A 19,578-nucleotide genomic window follows, 5' to 3' on the forward strand; every position below is an offset into this window, starting at 1 on the left:
TCCTCAATGACTTCATGGCAGCCTATAACTTCGGGCGAAGACTCAAGACACTGAACGGCCTCACTCCTTACGAATATGTCTGCAAAATCTGGACTTCAGAGCCAGAAAAATTCATCACCAATCCAAACCACCAAAGCACGGGACTAAACAACTAAGCCGTCTCGAAGAAGGATCATCATTAGACAAGACGTAGGTTAAAAAACCGACCGTACTTTACCGTCCCCGATAGACAAATTCTGTTTTTTGACTTCCTGCCTGTTCCACAAGATTGTGAAACGGCGACAGGCTACAGACCGGATCGGTGTTCGCCGCATTTCCTGTCAGGGCCAGGGCCTGACAGCGGCATCCGCCCCAGTCCCGTTCCTTGCGTTCGCAGGAACGGCAGGGCTCGGGCATCCAGTCCGTCCCGCGGAACATGTTGAACAGCGGCGAGATGTTCCAGATTTCGGACAGGGTCACGTCTTTCACATTCGGGAACGAGACATCGGGAATGATCTCGGCCGCATGACACGGCAGCACCCGGCCCGAGGGCGTGACATTCACGAAACGCTGCCCCCACCCCCCCATGCAGGGCTTGGGCCGGTCTGCATGATAGTCCGGCGTCACATAATCGATGGAAAGCCCACCCTTCGCGCGTTCAGCTTCAACGGCACGGGTGGATTCCTCCAACTGCTCTCGGCTGGGAAGAAGCGCATCGCGGTTTTTCAGCCCCCAGCCATAATACTGAGTATGCGCGATCTCGACCCGTCCCGCTCCAAGCTCCCGCGCCAACGCGAACATCTCGGGGATACGGGCGACATTTTCCCTGTGCACCACAAAATTGAGCGTCATCGGAATGCCGGAGGCGCGGATGAGGCGTGCCGCCGCGACCTTGCGGGCCTGCGCGCCCTTGAGACCGCCGATACGCTCGGCTCCCGCCTCCGTCACGTCCTGGAAGGAAAGTTGGATGTGATCCAGCCCTGCCCTGTCAAGGACTTCCAATTTCGGTTCGTCCAGCAGCACACCGGACGTGATCAGGTTGGAATACAGGTTGAGTCTCCGTGCGACGGAGACCAGTTCGACCAGATCAGGCCGCGCCATGGGCTCGCCGCCGGAGAAATGAACCTGGAGCACCCCAAGCTCGGCCGCTTGCTCCAGTACAGCAGTCCAGGTCGCCGTATCGAGCTCTGCCGCTTTGCGTTCGAGTTCAAGCGGGTTGGAGCAGTAGGGGCAGGAAAGCGGGCATCGATGCGTCAGTTCAGCCAGAAGGCTCATCGGCGGCGAAGGGAGTGTCATATGTGTAGGACGTTCTTTTCTGTCAGTTCAGAAAGAAGCGCGAGGACATCCTTCGCAATGACCTCACGCGGGGCGGAAAACTCGATTGCAAGCTGCTGGATGATGTCGCCGACGCTGCGCTTCCCATCTAGCAGCCGCAGAATATGCGGCGCGGCGCCTTCAACTACAAATGCTTTTTCAGGCGCCTGCACGATCCACACGTCCCGTACGCGATCATGCTGCAGACGATGTCCCCGGGCAAAGGAGAGGGCCGCCCCCTCCACCACGACATGCTGGACATCAGTCATGGAACGAAAGCCCCTGGTGGAATGTGACCTTCTACATAGGCATAGTCGAGCGCATCCAGCATCGTCCACAGCACAGAACACTTGAACTCTAGCGCTCCCAGAACTTCTTTCTGCTGTTCTGGCGTACGGGCATTTTCGCGAACATAGGCCAACGCGAAATCGGAATCCCGGGGGGCCTGCGTCAGGCGCGGTGTAAAATAGGCTAGCGTTTTTTCCGACACGAAGTCATAGTGACGCAGCATCCCCGACACGCGCTCGCTGATAATCGTAGGTGAAAACAGTTCCGTCAGCGACGACGCAATGGCCGCCAGAATCGACTGGTCCCTCACGAAGTTCACATAGGCATCGACCGAAAAGCGAGTGGCCGGAAGCAGGCCATCTAAGCTTTCCACATAGTTCCGGTCCAGCCCCAGGCCATTCGTTAGCATCAGCCAGCGCGCGACACCGCCGGTTCCGGGCTCCGTGCCGTCATGGTCTTCGATCCGGCGACGCCATTCGCGGCGAAGCTCTGCCGTCGGCAGGCGTGCGAGAAGCGTGGCATCCTTGGCTGGAATACGAGCCTGATAATAATAGCGGTTCAGTGCCCAGGCTTGAACCTGAGCCTTATCGAGCTTGCCGTCATGCAGCTTGCGATGGAACGGATGTCGGTTGTGGTACCGCTCGGCCCCGATCTGGCGAAGCCGTGCTTCAAGCTGGTCAGGTGTGAGAAGCGTCATGGTGTATCCAGTCTGAAAGTCATGCCGTCTTCCGCAACCGTCCATCCGGTGCGTTCGACTTCTTTACGTTCGGGGCTGTTTTCGAACAGAATTGGGTTGGAGTTGTTGATATGAATCAACACTTTATGTGGTTTTTCGCATGTCGTGAAACATTCGACCGGCCCCCCGGCATCATTCACCGACACATGCCCCATACGCTGCCCGCTCTTGGGGCTCAGTCCGGCGCGGATCATTTCATCATCCCGCCAGAGCGTGCCATCGAAGAAAACGAGATCGGCCGCAGCGACCCGCTCCACGATGGCGGGTGTGATGTGCGCACAGCCGGGAATGAAGAGCAGCGTCTTCTTTCCATCCGTGATGGACAGACCAAGCGTCTCGTCCGGGCGTGAGCCTGCGGCTTCCGCGTAAAGCGGCGCCTTGCCCGGAACAGCGAAGGCCGTGAGCAGAAGACCGGACGGAACTCCGTCCTTGTTCATCAGGGAGGTGGCTTCATCGAGAATAAGCGGGACACGCGGGACGATTTCCGGATCGAGCGCACCGAAGATCGGATTGTCCACAAGCTGCTGAAGTGTCGAGTCGCTGCCCATCAGGGTAAAAGGCTCACGCTCACGCAGGGTTAGAAGCCCGGTTATAGCGTCGATCTCACCGCAGGTCAGGACGACACTCTGAATGGGCGTGCCACGCAAGCTACCCTGATGATGCAAGGCTGGCGTGTCGATGATCTGTTGCCGCAGATCGGGCGAGGCGTTGAGAATGAACCAGCGCTTACCGTCAGCACTAACGGCAAGAGAGGCCTGGGTCCGGGCTTTCGCGCCCTGTCGCGTGCGGGCGGCCACACAGCCGGGTGCTGCGGAGTTCCATTGCGGAAACCCGCCCCCTGCCGCCGCGCCGAGCACGATGACATCAATCATTTTATCACAAACCGTCTGACTGGGGCGCCTCAGGGCACCCATGAACGAAAACGGCCGCTCCGTGGGGGAGCGGCCGTGCCATATTCCTCAAGGACGGTGCCTCAGGAAAGTGACTTATTTCTTCTCGCCGCAGACATACGAGTTGATTTCTGCGCCCAGCGGGATTTCGGTAACTTTCGGTGTGTTCCAGGCCATGATTTTTCTCCTTGGTCTCCGATAACCGGCAGATGTGACAACAACACATCCGCAGGCGCTCCTCATGATTTAGTGACCGGATGCCACTGGAGTTCAAGGGGTTTTTTGGGCAGAACACGCAACTGTGTCCTTTCGCGGATCATTTTGATCCCTAAGCTCCGTCTTCGTTGCAGGCAGAAAATATGTCCGGCCGTCCCATTACGCCTTCCGCCGACCCTGCCTGTAGCAAGAGCCCGTCTCCGTCCGGAAAACCCGATAAGAAACTGACGCCTGACGGCGATTTCCCAGACCCGACGCTTGACCGGAACCTCCTGCGTGAACACCTGAACATCCGGGATATGTGCGTCCTGATCCTGACGATTCTGGCCGTATTCTATTCTCTGTATTTCACAGCCCCGATCCTGCTGCCGTTCGTCTTCGCGCTCGTTCTGAACCTCCTCATGATCGCGCCCATGCGATTCCTGACCCAGCGTCTGCGCCTGCCGAGGCATGTGGCGGGGCTTACGCTGATCGTCATGATGTTCGGCATTGTGGGGGGAATCGCCACGACCATTTCCGTACCGGCCGCCGGCTGGATCACCCGCGCCCCTCAGACGCTTCCCGCCCTGCAAAGCAAGTTGGCAGTGCTCAGCGGCCCGATTGACGTGGTCCAGCACGATTACATGCGCTTGTCGGCTATGTTCGGCGGCCATGCGGGCAACACGCATACAGCGCATGGCGTCACCGGACCGATCAGCGGGGAGACGGCGCTCTCGCGGCTCGGCTCTTCCGTTCTTGCCGGGACGCGGGAGCTTGCAGGCGGCTTCTTCTCGATGCTGCTGATGCTGTTCTTCCTTATGACGGAAGGCGACACGCTTCTGCGCCGCTGCGTCGAGATCATGCCGACCTACGCCAAGAAACGCCGCCTCGTGGAAATGGCGACGCAGATTGAACAGAACGTCTCGCTCTATCTCGTGACGATCACGATGATGAATCTGGGTGTGGGGCTGGTGAACATGATCCAGTGCTGGGCGACCGGTATGCCCAACCCGCTTCTGTGGGGCGTGCTGGCGTTCCTGCTGAATTACATTCCAATCATCGGGCCACTAACGGGTGTAGTGGTCTATTTCGTGGTCGGGCTGTTCAGTTTTCCGTCCCTGCTTTACGCGCTCCTGCCGCCGTCAATCTATCTGCTAATCCATGTGCTGGAAGGCGAGACCATCACGCCCATGCTGCTGGCCCGGCGCTTCACGCTCAATCCCGTATTCGTCATGGGATCGCTGCTGTTCTGGGACTGGATGTGGGGCATTTCGGGCGCCTTCCTGTCCGTGCCGATGCTCGCGGTCTTCAAGATCGTCTGTGACCATATCGAAGTTCTGGCGCCGCTCGGCCATGTTCTGGGTGGCCCGACACGCAGGACGATCAGCAGCGCCATTGTTGCGCAGTTGCAGTCTGAACCGTGAAGATCGGGGCTTTGCCCCGCGCCCCACAAAGGGGCTCGCCCCTTTGATCCCGATTCCAAATAAAGCGGTTTCCAAAGATCCCCAGCCTTTGGCGGGTTTCAGGGCAGCGCCCTGAACAGGCTCTGAATATCTGGCCAGAACCGCCCCCTTTACGCTAGACGCTTCGGCAGAACATTCCTGTCCGGTTCATTCTTCCAAGGAGACCCCATGACCCAATTGCCCCGCCGTGGCGTCTGTCTGGTGATCTCGGCCCCGTCTGGCGCGGGCAAGTCTACCATTGCCAACGCCCTGCGCGCTTCGGAGCCAACCTTGCGCCATTCCGTCTCGGTCACGACGCGCAGGCCGCGTCCGGGGGAAGTCGAGGGTGTGCATTACCATTTCCGGGATATCGAGGAATTCCGCCGCATGGCTGCGGATGGCGAACTGCTGGAATGGGCGGAGGTCTTTGGTCGAGGCTATGGCACACCGCGCGCACCGGTTGAGGAAGCGCTGAATGCCGGGCATGACATGGTGTTCGATATCGACTGGCAAGGGCACCGCCTTCTGCGCGCGGCCCTGCCTGACGATGTGGTGAGCCTATTCGTTTTGCCGCCGTCGCTGGAAGAACTGGAACGCCGCTTGAACAAACGCGCTTCGGACCATCCGGAAGAAATCACCAAGCGCATGGAGGCAGCGCTGGATGAAATTTCCCACTGGTCCGAGTTCGATCACACGATCATCAATTCGGATCTCGACACCGCCATTTCGCAGGCCCGATCCGTCCTCACAGCTGCGCGACTGTCCACACGGCGCCAGCGCAACCTGCTGGACATGGTCGCCAGCTTCAGCCGATGATCTCGTCACTCGCGAATCTTGAGAGCCTGCTTCCCGGTTTTTATGCAGATGGAAAGCTTTCTGCAGAATTTGGGAAGACTCCGGCTTCGTGATATGGCCTGCCGTTCTCTCAGTGGCTGCGGACGGCAAGGGAAAGACACTTCATGACAGCGCCCCAGAACGGGACCGGAAATGGCCTCCAGACCGGAGCGGACCTCGCTGTCCGCAGTGATTCACCTCTGATTCTGGCGCTTCCGAAAGGGCGTATTCTCAAGGCCCTGGCCCCTGTCCTGACGCGCACCGGTATCGAACCCGATCCGGATTGCCTGACGGAAAGCAGCCGCCGACTGCGCTTTGGCACGTCCGATCCGAATCTGGATGTGGTCCGGGTCCGCTCCTTCGATGTCGCGACCTTCGTGGCCTATGGCGGCGCGGATATCGGCGTGTGCGGCGCGGATGTACTGATGGAGTTCGATTATCCGGACATTTATGCGCCACTTGATCTGGGCATCGGAGGCTGTCGCATTGCCGTCGCACGACCAAAAACCATGGTCGAGGACCCCGCAACCGGTCAGTCTCGTCTTCGCGTCGCCACGAAATACCCGACTATCGCCCGCCGACACTTTGCCTCCCGCGCCATCAACGCTGAAATCGTGCATCTGAATGGCGCGATGGAACTGGCACCGACGCTGGATCTGGCAAGCGTGATCGTCGATCTGGTTGATACCGGTTCCACGCTCCGCGCCAATGGCCTGATGGAAACCGAAACTATCGCCCATGTCACGAGCCGCCTGATCGTCAACCGCGTCGCGCTCAAGACCCGTCCTGAAGAAATCAGCGCCCTGATCGAACGCTTCCGCGCCGCGCTGAACACGGAAGAAGACGCCTGATGAAACGCCTCGATACATCTGTCGCCGGGTTCTCCGAAGACTTCGCAACACTGCTTGCCGCACGTGGAAGCGACGAGCGCAGCGTGGCCGAACCGGTCCGCATCATTCTCGCCGATGTACGCAGCCGGGGCGATGAAGCCCTGTGCGATTACACTGCCCGCTTTGACCGCCTGTCCCTGCCAGCTGAAAAACTGCGGATCAGTGCGGAAGAAATCGCCTCCGAAGCCGCACGCGTCCCTGCCGACCTGATGGATGCCCTGCGCACCGCCGCCCGCCGGATCGAGACGTTCCATGCCGCACAGATGCCTAGGGATCTGGATTTCACAGATGAGGACGGCATTCGCCTTGGCATGCGCTGGACCCCACTGGATGCGGTCGGGCTGTATGTTCCAGGTGGCAAAGCGGCCTATCCGTCCTCCGTACTGATGAACGCCCTGCCCGCCCGCGTCGCAGGTGTGAAGCGGCTCGCTATGTGCGTGCCGTCGCCGGGTGGCGTGCTGAACCCGCTGGTTCTCGCGGCCGCACAGCTCTGCGGCGTTGAAGAAATCTATCGTATTGGTGGCGCGCAGGCTGTGGGCGCCATGGCGTTCGGTACGGACCTTATCGCGCCCGTGGACCGTATTGTCGGTCCCGGCAATGCGTTCGTTGCGGAAGCCAAGCGGCAGGTCTTTGGGCACGTCGGCATCGACAGCATCGCCGGGCCGTCCGAAGTCGTGGTCGTCGCTGATGGCCAGAACGATCCGCGCCTTGTCGCGCTCGATCTACTCGCCCAAGCCGAACATGACGAGCAGGCCCAGGCCATCCTCATCACGACGGATGCCGCCTTTGCCGACCGCGCTGCCGAAGCCGTCCGCAAGGAATTGGAAACGCTCCCTCGCACAGCCATCGCCTCCAAAAGCTGGTACGATCATGGCGCGATCATCGTAGTGCGCTCACTTGAGGAGGCCTCTGAAATTGTAAATGCGCTGGCCCCCGAGCATCTGGAAGTCATGCTCGACGCCCCGCGCGAGTTTTCGGACATGATTCGCCACGCAGGCGCGATCTTCATGGGCCGCTACTGCCCCGAAGCAGTGGGCGATTATGTCGGCGGCCCAAACCACGTCCTGCCGACCAGCCGCACGGCGCGTTTTGCCTCAGGTCTATCGGTCTTCGACTTCATTAAACGTACCACCACCATCGAAGCCGACGAAGCCGGTCTGCGCCGGATCGGCCCGGCCGGTGTGGCGCTGGCGAATGCCGAAGGACTGGACGCCCATGCGCTCAGCCTGTCGGTCCGGCTGGAAAATTAGCCTCCATCCGAGAGGTTCTGACACCTCCCGGAGCATCCCGCTTTACCGGAGCGAGCCTGTATCCGGATCCAGAACCAGAGGCGTGGTGTTCGGCTTTTGCGTGAAGTCAAACAGCGTATTGATCTGGCCCGCAGCCGCATCAAACGAACCGCCCCCAAGCCGTTTTCCGCCCAGCCAGTTGTCTTCAATGAAGCGCACTACGGAGGCCTGACTGGTCAGGTCATGACTGACAAAGTTCCGGCGGGCATACGGCGAGATCACGATGAGCGGGATGCGCGTCCCTGGTCCGCAACGGCCATTGACCACCTTGCCCGCCACACCTTTTGGAGCCGACCCTGCGGTTCCGCAGATCCCGGGACCGTTGAGTTGATCCGCGATGCTGTCGAATGAACCCCAAAGCGGTTTGTGGAACGCATGATCGTACCAGCCATCGGAGTCATCATAATCAATGATGATCGCCGTACTGGCCCATTCCGGCTGGCTCTGGATAAAATTGACGAGCGTCACGATAGCGTTCTGCTCATCCAGCGGGTCCGAGTTGCCAGGATGAGCGTCCTGATAGGCCGGCATCTTGATATAGGAGACCGCGGAGAAATTCCCCGCTTTCACGGCCTTATAGAAATCCTTGATATCATACTGATGGTTGGCCGGTTCCCGGGTCGAGGTTCCGGGGATCGTGCTGAAGCCGATCGAAGCCGTGGAGTTCGGCCGGGCATGCGTCGGATTGGCCGTACTTGCGAAATACTGGAACCAGGCATGATGCGGAACATAATCAGTGCGGGTTCCCACTATTTCGGAATAGGTGCTGCGACTGCACCCCGTGGTGTTGTTCGCGTTCGTGAGCGTCAGGTCGAAGCCGCCCATGAAACCACCCCAGGAAATACCCTTCTCGTTCAACAGATCACCGATATTTTTGGCATTCATCCTTACCTGTGATGAGGTCGAACAGCGATCATAAGCCGGATCCTCATCGTTAATCAGGGTGTATCCGCCCTGTCCGTCATGAATGTAGGCATTGCCGAGCATGTTTCCCGCGATGGGCTGAAGACCATTGGTCTGTCCAGACACAATCTCAAGCGCACCCGGCGTGGACGGCCCGTAAGTATCGCTCCAGTTATTGTCGCTCATCGCGTAATGCTGGGCGTAACTCCAAAGCGCCGTGACCGTGTTGCCATCAAAATACCCTAGGACCTGCCCTTTCGTTCCGAAAGCACCCGAGCTTCCATATGTTGCTGATCCGGTATATTTTGGAAACAGATCCATCTTTCCGCCATCGTAAGCCTGTTGTTCCGGCGTGTAGCTGTGGTTCTGATCTGCTGTATTCGCCTGCGTTCGGTCAATACGGAACGGAAGTGCTGTTCCCATACCGTTCGCCGGACTGGAATTCGGATTGTTCGTAAGGAGATTTGCGCTCGTAAGATTATTGACAGAAGGCGTATCAGCCAACGCCGTAAAAGCCGGTTCACCGCTCACATTCGCCGCCTTGGGATAAGTCGCGAAATAATGATCGAAGGAACGATTTTCCTGAAAAATCACTACAACATGCTTGATGGGCGTCGCTGTCTGATAGGACGCAGCCACAGAGGAAGCCAGCCCCATGGACGGGAAAAGAACGGAGCCGGACAGAAGGACTGCTAGGCCGGATTTTGCTCGTTGTACGCGCTTCATGAACACCTTACAGAACCTTTCTTCACTACGATCAACCGGTTTGACAAACATTCTGAACCCCACGTCCATTGTTCGTCCGAATGTTCCTGGTTGGTTGAGCATGTCACTCATCCTGTCCCCTCCCTACCTGTCCCGTGACAGTGGCAGCCACGTGATCCACAGACGGAGCATCCATATCTGTCAGCGTTTCAAGGAATGCGATGATCGCCTGGCGCTCGTTTTCGGTTAACACCGGGGCTTCACCGGAGCGGCGATCAAATGGCGCATCTATCGTGTCAATATTGGAACGATATTTTTCTGGAATATCGTTGTAGATGTTGATTTTCCCGTCAGTTCCACGGGGATAAAATTTTTCTGGCTGAAGATCCCGAACAGCATAAAAATCCAGAACAGCTTTGAGTGTGTGAAAAACACCGTTATGGAAAAAAACATGACGCGTCGCGACATTCCGCAAGGTCGGCGTCATGAACATTCCGCAATAAGCCGCAAAGGCCTTTCGACCATCGGGCTGACTGTCGCAAACCCCTAGATCATCATAGCGGGCGACGGTATTGCGGCTGATCGCCATGTTGCGTGGCGCACCAAGCGCTTCATACTGATGATCGGTGAAAAGCGGTGGCAGGCCATCGCGTGTGATGTGGTCGAGATGACACGCCGCACAGTTGCCTTTTTGCGGATCGTTGAACAGAAGATACCCATCACGTTCGAGCGGCGTGAACCGGGCTTTCCCTTCCAGCCAGGCATCAAACCTGCTGGAATATTCGTGGAAATGGGGATCTTCCAGTTCATAACGCCCGATTGCGAATAGCGCTTCTTCACGCAGGAAGGCAGGATCCTTTTCCCCGCGCGCTCCCGCCAATGCAAGAAGAGCCGCACGGTAAAGTGACGTGTTCAGCCGTGCAGTGACATGCTCCGGCGTGGAAGCCATCTCATCGGGATCAAAAAGCGGTCCACCCGCCTGTTGCTGGAGTGTATCGACCCGGCCATCCCAGAAAAGTCCACCCTGTGGAACAATATGGGCGGCGGATGACGCTGTATCCGTAGCACTTTTGCTGCCACGCTGGTTTCCCGTATTCGGCACAGCGATGACGCGCGGAGCCACATCGTCATTCCCCAGATCCGGCCCGATACTGAACGGCGGCATACGTTCCAGATAAGTCAGCGTGGGAATTGCGCGCCGGCCCTGCTGATGCAAATCGGCCCCGCCTTCGAAAACGGAAGTATTGCCCGTCGGCCCATAATGGTTCGCCGGATCATGACAGGAAGCGCAGGACAGTTTGCCCGAACCGGACAATGCCCTGTCGTAAAATAGCATGCGCCCGATCTGTGCCATTTGCGACAGAGGAGTCTGTCTGGGACGATGAAAAGTCTGGGGACAAGGATTGCGACCATCTGGCGCGGGATCACAGGCACCCTGAGAGAGCGCTGGTGATACAGGTGGGGATTGCGCCTCACAACTTGCGCCGAGCAGTGTCATCCAAAGAACTATACTGACACACCGGATTGTCCACGTCGCGCTCCTCACAGGAGAGACGTCTGTTCTCCATCCTGCACGTGAACCATTTCCTGAACCCGTCATAACCAAAGGTCATACCATACTGAAATGCGGGAGCTTCCTTATTACCGGTACTGAGCCAGTCCTCATGATCATCTCCAAAAAAGGAGTAATCGCTGTATCCGAGACAAGGGCTGATAACGGATTCAGCGCGAAGAGGGATATGACAGTTTTATGAACCTTAACCTGCGGTTTTCACGTTCTTTTCTCATGAAAACAGCAGTGATGCAGCCCGCGCCATACTCGTATACGCATTCGGATTTGAAATCCGGCACGGGAATCACAACATTTCCACCCACGACCCAGAAGTGCTCTAGGCTCAGGGCCGAGAAGGAGAAATCAATCATGGCCCTATTGTCGATCGGTGATCATGTTTCGGACCTAAAAGGCACGCATGACGGCAGGCTGGTCGATATCGACGGCTCTACCGGCTATGTGGAGCAGGCCAATGGCGTAGAAGTCGAATTTCCGCTGAGCCAGCTCAAGCCTTACGAGCCTCCGAAAGTAGCAGAAGAACGCACCCTTTCCGGCCCGCTACGAGACCGGCTCCTGAATCCCGCGCAAAGAGCCCTTCTCGCCGCGGTCCCCTCGCCCCTCCTTGTTGCAATCGCCAAAAGTTATGATGCGGGATGTGACGGGCCGGGGTCACGTCCCCCTTTTGCAGCTCTTCCGGAATCAAAGCGGCTTGAGGCCATCCGGATCTATCTGCCCACATTACCGCAGCGGCTTCTGGCATCACACATGTCTCTGGTCGTCGCCATGCGCGATATTTCCAAACTGTCCTGACGCGCTGAGTCTGCATGCTTTTCGGCCGCGTTGACGGCGGGAAGCATCATTCGTACAAGCCCGTTTTCTGAATCCGCGAAGCCCCATCAGGCGCAGCTTTACTCAGCGCCGGAGGCGCCGCTTCATCATGTCCACGACTTCTGCCCAGGCTTTTGCCGATCTCGCCCTGGCGCCCACGCTTCTCCGCGCGCTGGATGAAGCGGGCTACGTCAAACCCACACCCATTCAGGCCCAGTCCATCCCGCTGCTTCTTGAAGGCCGCGATCTGCTCGGGCTGGCCCAGACCGGCACTGGCAAGACGGCCTCCTTCGCACTTCCCCTGCTGCACCGGCTCGCCGCAACGCCCCGTCCCGCGCCCAGGAACGGCGCGCGCGTTCTGGTTCTGGCACCCACGCGTGAACTGGTTTCCCAAATTGCGGACGGGTTCGAGAGCTTCAGCCGTCACCAGCCGGTGCGCGTCACCACGATTTTCGGCGGCGTCAGTCAGGTGCATCAGGTAAAGGCGCTTGAAGAGGGCGTGGACATCATCGTCGCCGCACCGGGACGCCTGCTGGACCTGATCGAGCAGGGCCTGTGCGATCTGTCACAGCTTGAGGCGCTGGTGCTGGATGAAGCCGACCAGATGCTGGACATGGGCTTTGCAAAGCCGATCGAGCGCATTGTCGCAACGCTCCCCGAACACCGGCACACAGTGCTGTTCTCCGCAACGATGCCGAAATCCATCACGGCCCTCGTCGAGAGCCTCCTGCGCGACCCGGCAAAGGTCGAAATCGCACCGCCTTCGACCACGGTGGACCGGATCGCGCAGTCTGTCATGTTCCTCGATGCGTCCAACAAGAAAGCGGCCCTCCTGTCCCAGCTTCAGGCGCCGGGTATCGGTCAGGCCGTCGTCTTCACATTGCAAAAGAATATCGCCAACGAGGTCTGCACCTTCCTGACGGAGTCAGGAATCACGGCGGAAGCGCTGCACGGCAACCGGTCGCAGGGTCAGCGCGAGCGAGCGCTGAACGCATTCCGTGAAGGCACTGTGCAGGTTCTGGTGGCGACCGATATCGCCGCACGTGGCATTGACGTCGATACGGTCACGCATGTCATCAACCATGATCTGCCGAGCCTGCCAGAAAGCTATGTGCACAGGATCGGTCGCACAGGTCGTGCGGGCCGCAGCGGGTTTGCCATCACGCTCTGCGATGCCGAACAGCGCGCCTGGCTCCATGCCGTGGAGCGTGAGATTGGCCGGACTCTGGACGTTCATGACAACCATGAATGGCACTGTGAAAAGGCCCGGAACTCGACCATGCGCCCGCCCGTGCTCGGTGGTGGTCCGGTCAAACAGGTCAAGCCGCAGAAGGTTCGTGAGCGCCGCGTGTGGACCGAAGAGGAAAAAATGGCCGCACGGGCTGCCGCTGCCAAGACGTCCTGAACGGACCCTGTCGTGCTGTCTGAGAGGGCGACACGACGCCAGAGTGCCAAAAAACCACAAGAATCCTCGGACAGGGACCGGTCATGCTTGACCTTTGGGCTGACAGTCCGCACATAGCGGGCTGGATTTTCTGGCTCTGCACCGGAGCCACTGCCGCGCGCAGATCATTACCCTGTCCCTGAAGCAAGGATTCACATGTCAAAAGAAGACCTTATCGAGTTTACCGGCACCGTCATGGAACTGCTCCCTAACGCCATGTTCCGCGTCACGCTCGACAACGAGCACACCATCCTCGCCCATACGAGCGGTAAGATGCGCAAGAACCGCATCCGCGTTCTGGCCGGTGACCGTGTCAATGTCGAAATGACGCCCTACGACCTGTCCAAGGGACGGATCACGTTCCGCTTCAAGTAAGACAGTCCGCCGCATGACCGCATCCCCGTCTTCCGCAGAAGGGTCATCCGGCCTTTTGGACCGTCCGAAGCTCGTTCTGGCCTCTGCCTCCCCGCGCCGCCTGAGCCTGCTGGAACAAATCGGCATCGTGCCTGACGCCATCGTCAGCGCCGATATCGACGAAGAACCGCGCCCCGGCGAATTGCCGCGCCCGCTCGCGCAGCGCCTCGCCCGCCAAAAGGCGGAGCATGTGGCCGCGCAGCGCACGGACGCCGCATTGGTCCTCGGCGCGGATACCGTGGTGTCGGTCGGTCGGCGCATCCTGCCGAAAGTCGAAGACGAAAAGACAGCCCGCGCGTGCCTGAAGCTGCTATCGGGCCGTCGGCACAAGGTTCTGACCGCTGTTGTCCTGCGCCCGAGCGCGAGCTGGCCGCAGGGCAATTCCTGCGAGCGGTTGGTGGAAACCTCCGTCATTTTCCATCGCCTGACGGATGCTCAGATCGACGCTCTGATCGCGCAGGGGGACTGGAAGGGCAAGGCAGGCGGTTATGCCATTCAGGGCGCCGCCGCTGCTCATATCCGCCAGATCGGTGGCAGCTACTCCGCCGTTGTGGGGCTACCTCTGTTTGAAACCGCGCAACTCCTACGTGGACAGCCGGTTGGCAAGCCCTCAGGTGGCTGGATCGCATGACCGAAATCCGCGCAGCCTGTTCTCCAGGTGAAGTGCGGATTGCCGTCACAGATCATGACACGCTCCTGGATGCCGCGATCTGGCGCCCCGGCAGCCCGGATGGTCTGGAAGACTGGCATGTTGTCCGCGTCCAGAAAGCCGCTTCCGCTCTGGGGGGCGCGTTCGTCCTGCTCGAATACGGCCAGAGCGGCTTTCTCTCCACACGTGAAACCCTGATCGAAGGGGCTCTGACCGCAGCGCGCGTCAGTCGCGCAGCCCAGAACAACAAGGGTCTGCGCCTGCGTCGGGCGGACATGCCCACCGAAGCCCCCTCCGCTCCAAAACTCCTGGAACGCGGCCCGACCCCGCTCGACGAACTTGCGGACCGCTATCCGGAGGCTCCGATTTTCGTGGATGATCCGGGCATTGCCGCAAAACTCCCTGTCCGGCTGCGTCCGCGCCTCCAGCGTTGCCAGCAGGCATTCGATGGTACGCTTGAGGCCGATTTCGACAGTCTTGGCAGTTCCGATGCCGATCTGGGCCTGCTGACCGCCAGTTTTTTTCCGACCCCCGCCCTTGTCGCTGTCGACCTCGACAGCACTGGCACTCCTGACTTCAAGGGGAATGTAGCGGCCTTTCCCGAACTGGCGCGGCAGATCCGCCTGCGGAACCTCTCAGGCACGATTCTGGTAGATCCGGCAGGTGTAAAGACGCGCAAACGCCCCGCGCTAGTCGCATTCCTGCGCGAAGCCCTGTCCGACGATCCGCTCAAGCCAAACGTTCTCGGCGCAACACCGTCGGGCCTGCTGGAACTGACGCGCCCTCGCCGTCGCCCTCCTTTGCATGAACTTCTGTCTTCCCCACAAGGTCTGGCTCTGTCCATCCTGCGGACGATCCTGCTCGAAGAGCGCCCAGGCCAGACGCTGACAGCTTCGATCGGCCTTATCAAAGCACTGGAAAGTGACCCCGAGGCGCTTGCTAATTTCACGTCCCGCCGCGCCCGGCCGCTGGACCTTGTCCTTGATCCCAATGCCCCACCCGCAAGCTGGAGCCTGTCATGAGCGAGTCCACCTGTCCGATCTGCCATCGCCCCACGGATCCCCGGTTCCGCCCGTTCTGCTCCCGACACTGTGCAGACGTAGATCTGGGCCGTTGGTTCAATGGATCATACCGGGTTCCGTCCTTCCGTCAGGATAATGACGAAGAGCAGAACGAATATCACGACGGAGAGGGTTGATCCCACCTCAATCATCCGCTAAACCCCATTCCGCAGCAGGGTCCGCCCTGTGGCTTCGGTGCCCAAGTAGCTCAGTTGGTAGAGCATGCGACTGAAAATCGCAGTGTCGGTGGTTCGATTCCGCCCTTGGGCACCATTTTCTCCATAAAAATTATTTTCTGATCAGCACTTCACGCGAATGGTTGTCTCCATAAAGGCACGATTCCCTCTGATGTTCTGACAGCCAGATCTTCCATGATGAAGCCGGGCAGGCCATCGCCGCCCAACTCAACCGCGCCCTATCTCGAAATCCCCGTTATCTTCAGAGCATAATCGACCAGCATATCAAAGATCACACCACGGTGGCCTGTACGCTCGATACACAAGGCCGCTCTCGCGACTGCCTGGTCCGGGAAGGGCATTACGCGGAGCTGAATCAGGCCGCACGCGACTATGTGGTTCAGGCACCCTATTTCTCTGCAATAAGAAGAGATCATCCCGTCAGCCCACACTACAGGATGCACTTCAATTTCCTCATCCCACCGGACCGCTGACTGATAGCCGGAACATGAATTTTCCCTTCGTATGCATCCGAACCGTGGTCGGGGGCGTTGTTTTCTCAAGCGTCAGAACAACACGGGTTCTGACCCGCACGCAGTGACTACGAAAACAGACAGAAGGTTTCATGATGTCTTTCAATATCAGCCGCCGTGGCGTCGCCCTTGCAACCGTCCTTTTCGGAGCAGGTCTTGTCGCAGCCCCCGCCGTCCGCGCTGAAGATACGCTCGGAACCCCGGTGGGACACATCACACTCTCTGCTCATTCGGCAGATGTCGGCATCGGTTACACCTGGGGCGACGGCACCCTGACCTATGGCCATCACACCTATCACTTCAAGGTCAGCGGCGGGAACATTGCAGCCGTTGGTTACTCCACCCTGAAGGCCGAGGGTCCCGTCTATAACCTCAAGCATCTGCATGATTTCGACGGCAGCTATGGCGCACTTGCCGGTGAGGCAACGCTCGACAAAGGTCTGGGTGGTGCGATCCTTTCCAACAGCAATGGCGTGCGAATCAAGATCGAGACCGCAACGCAAGGCGCACGTCTGGCAGCAGGTGCGCAGGGTCTGACCTTTACGTTGAGCAAGTAATTTTGTACCCTCCTAGCGCATCCTTATTTCAAATAAGGATGCGGTTACAGGCCAGACACTTCCCCCGCGTGCCCGTTTCTTCCGAATTTTTACGGGGGATCGGAGCATGACAGATCATGGATACCAACATTATTGTTCTCTCCTTCACCGAGCAGAGCAAGGCGTTCCAAGCGTTTTCCGAACTTCGGGAATGCGCTGAGGACCAGAAACTGGTTGTCATCAGTGAAGCTGTCGTTGAGCGCGGCACGAACGGAAACATCATCATCCATGACAACTGGACCAACGGATCTTCAGGCGAGCAGGTTCTGAACGGAACGCTTCTGGGCTCACTTGTTGGGCTTCTTCTAGGGCCGCTGGGCGTACTTCTCGGGGCGTCCATGGGTGCGCTCGTGGGATCGAGCCTGTCGGCTGAGGATGCGATGATCCGCAGGAGCCTCCTGGCGCAGCAGCAGAGGCCAAGCGCCTCCTTGTGGAGCAGCATTCGACCGAATGGCACGACCGTCTGAACTAGTGGCAGAAACAGGTTGCGACCAGCCTTCACAATCTGAAGAACAGGATCACGAGCGACTGAGACCGTTACGGTCGTGAGCTGAGCCCCTAATGCGGGCCATCGTGACGAAACATTTCCTTGCAGGATGTCGTCACGATGGCCCAGCGCCGTCAGCGGATTGAAGAAGATTCCCAGTGCGCAGGCGTTCTGTGTCATACGCAGAAAAGAGTGGCGGCTGTTGGAAATCAGTGGCGTGGAGAAGCGCTCTGTGAAGAACGGCCGTGAGAAACCGCGCTTGAGCCAGAGCTGGAAAGCATCGAAAACCGATAAACAGAGATTTTCCCTCTAGGTGGGAAACACGATCACGAAGCGTCCCACGCGTCCCTGTTCGCCGCTCGGCTGCGGGTTGTTGCTCTCACCGATGGTGGCGGTCAGGAGAAGTTCGATGGCGGTGCCTGTGGGGAGGACAACCTTTACACCGCCCTGACACTTTCCGTCAGACGTAGGCTGCTGCCGATGGTTCCGGTGGCAAGAAGGGATGTCAGGACGTGGCAGCGGCCCGAGACGGAAAGGTCCTTATGGTCTGTCATGGCGGACAGGATACATGGGACGCTTTATTTTAAGAGAGAGGGCATGAGCCTGGGGACAGGACGTTGCATGTCCGGCCCGGATACGGACATAGTGCGGCATGAAGCGTCTCGACCCCTTTCTCCTGTCTCTTATCGCCGCCATTGCACTGGCCTCTTTTCTGCCCTGCCGTGGGCAGATGGAGCATATCCTCCAGCATGTTGTGACGATCCTCATCACGTTCATGTTCTTCTTTCAGGGCGCAAAGCTCGAACGTCATGCCATCGTGGACAGCGTGAAGGATTGGAAACTTCAGGGGAGCGTGCTGCTCTGCACGTTCGCGCTGTTTCCGTTGCTGGGGATCGGGCTGCATCTGCTGTTTCGGGCAGTCTTTCCGGATGCCCTGTTCGGTGAGGATCTGTGGTCGGGCATTCTGTTCCTGTGCTGCCTGCCATCCACCGTGCAGTCTTCCATCGCGCTGACCTCCATCGCGAAGGGCAATGTTCCGGCGGCGATCTGCGCGGCAACGGTTTCCAACATCGCAGGTATCGCGCTCACACCGCTACTGACGGGACTAGTGCTCGGGCATGTGGGCGCGGGACATTCGCCGCTGGAGTCCATTCTCGACGTAAGCAAGGAGTTGCTGTTGCCGTTTGCGCTGGGGCAGATCCTACAAAAATGGGTCGGGCCGATCGTACGCAGGCACAAAATCCTGATCTCATTCACCGATCGTGGGTCTATCATCGTGGTGGTCTATACGGCGTTCAGTTCGGCCGTGGTCGAAGGGATCTGGCACCGGGTTTCGGGCGCGCATCTACTGCAAGTCGCGCTACTCGACAGTCTCATGCTAGCGCTGGTTCTTGTGCTGTCCCATCTGATGGGCGACGGTCTGGAACAGACGACGGAAAACAAGATCACGCTCCAGTTCTGTGGCTCGAAAAAATCACTGGCGTCAGGCGTGCCTATGGCGAGCGTCATTTTTCCGGCGGCGTCGGTCGGCATCATCGTGCTGCCCCTGATGATCTACCACCAGATCCAGCTCTTCACCTGTACGCTGCTGGCCCGGCGTTATGGTCGTCGCGTGCTCGCAACCAGCGACCAGGGCACGGCGACCTCACCGCAGCGTCGCACTGCCACACCATAGACTTCGGCAAACAACGCATCCGTCAGCACTTCGGCGGGCGTCCCGATACCGACAAGACACCCCTCCGAAAGGACCGCGATGCGAGTGCAGAAGCGGGCCGCGAGCGCCAGATCGTGCAGAACCACAGCGACGGCCTGGCCCTGTGCGGCGTACTGGCCAAAAAGGTTCATAACTGTCAAGGCCTGCGCGGGATCAAGAGCCGCGACGGGTTCGTCCGCCAGCATCACAGGAGCCTGAACGGCAAGCGCACGCGCGAGCAGAATGCGGGCGCGTTCGCCGCCTGACAGACGGGCGGAAGAACGGTCGGCGAAGGCGCTCATCCCGACCGCGTCGAGCGCCTGTCGCACGGCGGCGGCGTCCTGTTGCGCTGAAGCCGTACGGCGATGGGGCAGACGACCGAGGGCCACGACGTCCCGCACGCTCATTCCGATTGAGGCCGGGGCTTCCTGCGGGAGATAGGCCAGATGGCGACCGCGCTCTTCGGGCGGCATGGTGAACAGGTCCCGTCCATCCAGAAAAACACAGCCCGTATCGGGGCGAAGCAGACCGGCCATAACGCGCAGGAGCGTACTCTTGCCCGCACCGTTAGGGCCGATCAGGCCGAGGACTTCGCCGGGACGCACCTCGAGTGCAATATCGTTGAGAAGTCTGTTGCCCTGAAGGGTCAGGCTGATCGTGTCTGTCTGGAGGATCATGAC

The 19,578-nt window shown here is 59.1% G+C and carries 22 protein-coding genes, 1 tRNA gene and 1 pseudogene; 16 read left to right on the forward strand and 8 right to left on the reverse strand.

Features of this window, described 5'->3' with window-relative positions; translation table 11 throughout:
• Positions 1 to 155 (forward strand): annotated as a pseudogene (locus GSP01_RS10340) (IS481 family transposase); the annotation flags it as partial.
• A 58-nt stretch (positions 156 to 213) separates the two neighbouring features.
• On the opposite strand, the gene pqqE reads toward GSP01_RS10340, so the two are convergent.
• The 5 genes from pqqE to pqqA form a co-directional block, all read right to left on the reverse strand.
• Complete coding sequence (gene pqqE / locus GSP01_RS10345) at positions 214 to 1,275, reverse strand: pyrroloquinoline quinone biosynthesis protein PqqE (RefSeq protein WP_141353287.1); 1,062 nt, start codon at positions 1,273 to 1,275, stop codon at positions 214 to 216.
• Positions 1,272 to 1,562 (reverse strand): pyrroloquinoline quinone biosynthesis peptide chaperone PqqD, encoded by a 291-nt coding sequence (gene pqqD / locus GSP01_RS10350; protein ID WP_141353289.1) that lies wholly within the window; start codon positions 1,560 to 1,562, stop codon positions 1,272 to 1,274. The genes pqqE and pqqD overlap by 4 nt, the downstream gene beginning before the upstream one ends.
• Positions 1,559 to 2,278 (reverse strand): pyrroloquinoline-quinone synthase PqqC, encoded by a 720-nt coding sequence (pqqC, locus tag GSP01_RS10355; RefSeq protein WP_141353291.1) that lies wholly within the window; start codon positions 2,276 to 2,278, stop codon positions 1,559 to 1,561. Before pqqC ends, pqqD begins: the two co-directional genes overlap by 4 nt.
• Positions 2,275 to 3,189, reverse strand: coding sequence for a pyrroloquinoline quinone biosynthesis protein PqqB (gene pqqB, locus GSP01_RS10360; protein WP_141353293.1), 915 nt, complete (start codon positions 3,187 to 3,189; stop codon positions 2,275 to 2,277). Before pqqB ends, pqqC begins: the two co-directional genes overlap by 4 nt.
• Before the next feature lie 114 nt (positions 3,190 to 3,303).
• The gene (pqqA, locus tag GSP01_RS10365) at positions 3,304 to 3,384 is read right to left on the reverse strand and encodes a pyrroloquinoline quinone precursor peptide PqqA (RefSeq protein ID WP_010502998.1); all 81 of its coding nucleotides are present in this window, start codon (positions 3,382 to 3,384) and stop codon (positions 3,304 to 3,306) included.
• Between the two features lie 182 nt (positions 3,385 to 3,566).
• Here pqqA and GSP01_RS10370 point away from each other — a divergent pair, with 182 nt between their 5' ends.
• The 4 genes from GSP01_RS10370 (at position 3,567) to hisD (ending at position 7,818) form a co-directional block, all read left to right on the forward strand.
• A complete protein-coding gene (locus tag GSP01_RS10370) occupies positions 3,567 to 4,826 on the forward strand; it encodes an AI-2E family transporter (protein ID WP_141353295.1) in 1,260 nt (419 codons plus the stop codon).
• Positions 4,827 to 5,033: 207 nt separating this feature from the next.
• Positions 5,034 to 5,660 carry a guanylate kinase gene (gene gmk / locus GSP01_RS10375; RefSeq protein ID WP_141353296.1) on the forward strand — a complete coding sequence of 209 codons (627 nt, stop codon included), beginning with the start codon at positions 5,034 to 5,036 and terminating at the stop codon, positions 5,658 to 5,660.
• Positions 5,661 to 5,803: 143 nt separating this feature from the next.
• A complete protein-coding gene (gene hisG, locus GSP01_RS10380; protein WP_141353298.1) occupies positions 5,804 to 6,529 on the forward strand; it encodes an ATP phosphoribosyltransferase in 726 nt (241 codons plus the stop codon).
• Positions 6,529 to 7,818 (forward strand): histidinol dehydrogenase, encoded by a 1,290-nt coding sequence (gene hisD, locus GSP01_RS10385; protein WP_141353300.1) that lies wholly within the window; start codon positions 6,529 to 6,531, stop codon positions 7,816 to 7,818. The genes hisG and hisD overlap by 1 nt, the downstream gene beginning before the upstream one ends.
• Before the next feature lie 42 nt (positions 7,819 to 7,860).
• Here hisD and GSP01_RS10390 read toward each other — a convergent pair whose 3' ends face one another.
• Both GSP01_RS10390 and GSP01_RS10395 read right to left on the reverse strand, forming a co-directional pair.
• The gene (locus GSP01_RS10390; protein WP_141353302.1) at positions 7,861 to 9,486 is read right to left on the reverse strand and encodes a phospholipase C; all 1,626 of its coding nucleotides are present in this window, start codon (positions 9,484 to 9,486) and stop codon (positions 7,861 to 7,863) included.
• Positions 9,487 to 9,589: 103 nt separating this feature from the next.
• The gene (locus tag GSP01_RS10395; RefSeq protein WP_141353304.1) at positions 9,590 to 10,819 is read right to left on the reverse strand and encodes a cytochrome-c peroxidase; all 1,230 of its coding nucleotides are present in this window, start codon (positions 10,817 to 10,819) and stop codon (positions 9,590 to 9,592) included.
• Positions 10,820 to 11,386: 567 nt separating this feature from the next.
• Here GSP01_RS10395 and GSP01_RS10400 point away from each other — a divergent pair.
• From GSP01_RS10400 to GSP01_RS10450, 11 genes are all read left to right on the forward strand, one after another.
• Positions 11,387 to 11,827 (forward strand): hypothetical protein, encoded by a 441-nt coding sequence (locus GSP01_RS10400; RefSeq protein ID WP_141353306.1) that lies wholly within the window; start codon positions 11,387 to 11,389, stop codon positions 11,825 to 11,827.
• Between the two features lie 127 nt (positions 11,828 to 11,954).
• Positions 11,955 to 13,250 carry a DEAD/DEAH box helicase gene (locus tag GSP01_RS10405; RefSeq protein ID WP_141353308.1) on the forward strand — a complete coding sequence of 432 codons (1,296 nt, stop codon included), beginning with the start codon at positions 11,955 to 11,957 and terminating at the stop codon, positions 13,248 to 13,250.
• Between the two features lie 195 nt (positions 13,251 to 13,445).
• Positions 13,446 to 13,664 (forward strand): translation initiation factor IF-1, encoded by a 219-nt coding sequence (infA, locus tag GSP01_RS10410; RefSeq protein ID WP_007282896.1) that lies wholly within the window; start codon positions 13,446 to 13,448, stop codon positions 13,662 to 13,664.
• 13 nt (positions 13,665 to 13,677) lie between these two features.
• Entirely contained in the window at positions 13,678 to 14,334 is a 657-nt protein-coding gene (locus tag GSP01_RS10415) for a Maf family protein (RefSeq protein WP_141353310.1), read from the forward strand.
• A complete protein-coding gene (locus tag GSP01_RS10420; protein ID WP_141353312.1) occupies positions 14,331 to 15,374 on the forward strand; it encodes a ribonuclease E/G in 1,044 nt (347 codons plus the stop codon). The genes GSP01_RS10415 and GSP01_RS10420 overlap by 4 nt, the downstream gene beginning before the upstream one ends.
• Positions 15,371 to 15,550: a DNA gyrase inhibitor YacG gene (locus tag GSP01_RS10425; RefSeq protein ID WP_141353314.1), complete on the forward strand. Its 180-nt coding sequence runs from the start codon at positions 15,371 to 15,373 to the stop codon at positions 15,548 to 15,550. The genes GSP01_RS10420 and GSP01_RS10425 overlap by 4 nt, the downstream gene beginning before the upstream one ends.
• A 60-nt stretch (positions 15,551 to 15,610) precedes the next feature.
• A tRNA-Phe gene (locus GSP01_RS10430) sits at positions 15,611 to 15,686 on the forward strand.
• Positions 15,687 to 15,804: 118 nt separating this feature from the next.
• Positions 15,805 to 16,083, forward strand: coding sequence for an energy transducer TonB (locus GSP01_RS15445; protein ID WP_373320060.1), 279 nt, complete (start codon positions 15,805 to 15,807; stop codon positions 16,081 to 16,083).
• Between the two features lie 134 nt (positions 16,084 to 16,217).
• Positions 16,218 to 16,679: a hypothetical protein gene (locus GSP01_RS10440; RefSeq protein WP_141353356.1), complete on the forward strand. Its 462-nt coding sequence runs from the start codon at positions 16,218 to 16,220 to the stop codon at positions 16,677 to 16,679.
• A 116-nt stretch (positions 16,680 to 16,795) separates the two neighbouring features.
• Positions 16,796 to 17,185 carry a DUF1269 domain-containing protein gene (locus tag GSP01_RS10445; RefSeq protein WP_228123911.1) on the forward strand — a complete coding sequence of 130 codons (390 nt, stop codon included), beginning with the start codon at positions 16,796 to 16,798 and terminating at the stop codon, positions 17,183 to 17,185.
• A 672-nt stretch (positions 17,186 to 17,857) separates the two neighbouring features.
• Positions 17,858 to 18,880, forward strand: a complete 1,023-nt coding sequence (locus GSP01_RS10450) for a bile acid:sodium symporter family protein (protein ID WP_141353316.1) — start codon at positions 17,858 to 17,860, stop codon at positions 18,878 to 18,880.
• On the opposite strand, the gene GSP01_RS10455 is transcribed toward GSP01_RS10450, so the two are convergent.
• Positions 18,805 to 19,575 carry an ABC transporter ATP-binding protein gene (locus GSP01_RS10455; RefSeq protein ID WP_141353318.1) on the reverse strand — a complete coding sequence of 257 codons (771 nt, stop codon included), beginning with the start codon at positions 19,573 to 19,575 and terminating at the stop codon, positions 18,805 to 18,807. The two genes, GSP01_RS10450 and GSP01_RS10455, sit on opposite strands and share 76 nt — an antisense overlap.
• Positions 19,576 to 19,578 lie beyond the last annotated feature (3 nt).

Source organism: Gluconobacter sphaericus NBRC 12467 (assembly GCF_006539125.1).
In the GTDB taxonomy this organism is placed as follows: Bacteria; Pseudomonadota; Alphaproteobacteria; order Acetobacterales; family Acetobacteraceae; genus Gluconobacter; species Gluconobacter sphaericus.

Bases quoted from the DNA above. Each gene is read 5' to 3' on its own strand.
- GSP01_RS10455 (WP_141353318.1), bottom strand. From the start codon at position 19,575: ATGATCCTCCAGACAGACACGATCAGCCTGACCCTTCAGGGCAACAGA.
- hisG (WP_141353298.1), top strand. From the start codon at position 5,804: ATGACAGCGCCCCAGAACGGGACCGGAAATGGCCTCCAGACCGGAGCG.
- GSP01_RS10400 (WP_141353306.1), top strand. From the start codon at position 11,387: ATGGCCCTATTGTCGATCGGTGATCATGTTTCGGACCTAAAAGGCACG.
- GSP01_RS10390 (WP_141353302.1), bottom strand. From the start codon at position 9,486: ATGAAGCGCGTACAACGAGCAAAATCCGGCCTAGCAGTCCTTCTGTCC.
- GSP01_RS10440 (WP_141353356.1), top strand. From the start codon at position 16,218: ATGTCTTTCAATATCAGCCGCCGTGGCGTCGCCCTTGCAACCGTCCTT.
- GSP01_RS10420 (WP_141353312.1), top strand. From the start codon at position 14,331: ATGACCGAAATCCGCGCAGCCTGTTCTCCAGGTGAAGTGCGGATTGCC.
- GSP01_RS10370 (WP_141353295.1), top strand. From the start codon at position 3,567: ATGTCCGGCCGTCCCATTACGCCTTCCGCCGACCCTGCCTGTAGCAAG.
- pqqD (WP_141353289.1), bottom strand. From the start codon at position 1,562: ATGACTGATGTCCAGCATGTCGTGGTGGAGGGGGCGGCCCTCTCCTTT.
- pqqE (WP_141353287.1), bottom strand. From the start codon at position 1,275: ATGACACTCCCTTCGCCGCCGATGAGCCTTCTGGCTGAACTGACGCAT.
- GSP01_RS10425 (WP_141353314.1), top strand. From the start codon at position 15,371: ATGAGCGAGTCCACCTGTCCGATCTGCCATCGCCCCACGGATCCCCGG.
- hisD (WP_141353300.1), top strand. From the start codon at position 6,529: ATGAAACGCCTCGATACATCTGTCGCCGGGTTCTCCGAAGACTTCGCA.
- pqqB (WP_141353293.1), bottom strand. From the start codon at position 3,189: ATGATTGATGTCATCGTGCTCGGCGCGGCGGCAGGGGGCGGGTTTCCG.
- GSP01_RS10395 (WP_141353304.1), bottom strand. From the start codon at position 10,819: ATGGCACAGATCGGGCGCATGCTATTTTACGACAGGGCATTGTCCGGT.
- pqqC (WP_141353291.1), bottom strand. From the start codon at position 2,278: ATGACGCTTCTCACACCTGACCAGCTTGAAGCACGGCTTCGCCAGATC.
- GSP01_RS10405 (WP_141353308.1), top strand. From the start codon at position 11,955: ATGTCCACGACTTCTGCCCAGGCTTTTGCCGATCTCGCCCTGGCGCCC.
- gmk (WP_141353296.1), top strand. From the start codon at position 5,034: ATGACCCAATTGCCCCGCCGTGGCGTCTGTCTGGTGATCTCGGCCCCG.
- GSP01_RS10445 (WP_228123911.1), top strand. From the start codon at position 16,796: ATGGATACCAACATTATTGTTCTCTCCTTCACCGAGCAGAGCAAGGCG.
- infA (WP_007282896.1), top strand. From the start codon at position 13,446: ATGTCAAAAGAAGACCTTATCGAGTTTACCGGCACCGTCATGGAACTG.
- pqqA (WP_010502998.1), bottom strand. From the start codon at position 3,384: ATGGCCTGGAACACACCGAAAGTTACCGAAATCCCGCTGGGCGCAGAA.
- GSP01_RS10450 (WP_141353316.1), top strand. From the start codon at position 17,858: ATGAAGCGTCTCGACCCCTTTCTCCTGTCTCTTATCGCCGCCATTGCA.
- GSP01_RS10415 (WP_141353310.1), top strand. From the start codon at position 13,678: ATGACCGCATCCCCGTCTTCCGCAGAAGGGTCATCCGGCCTTTTGGAC.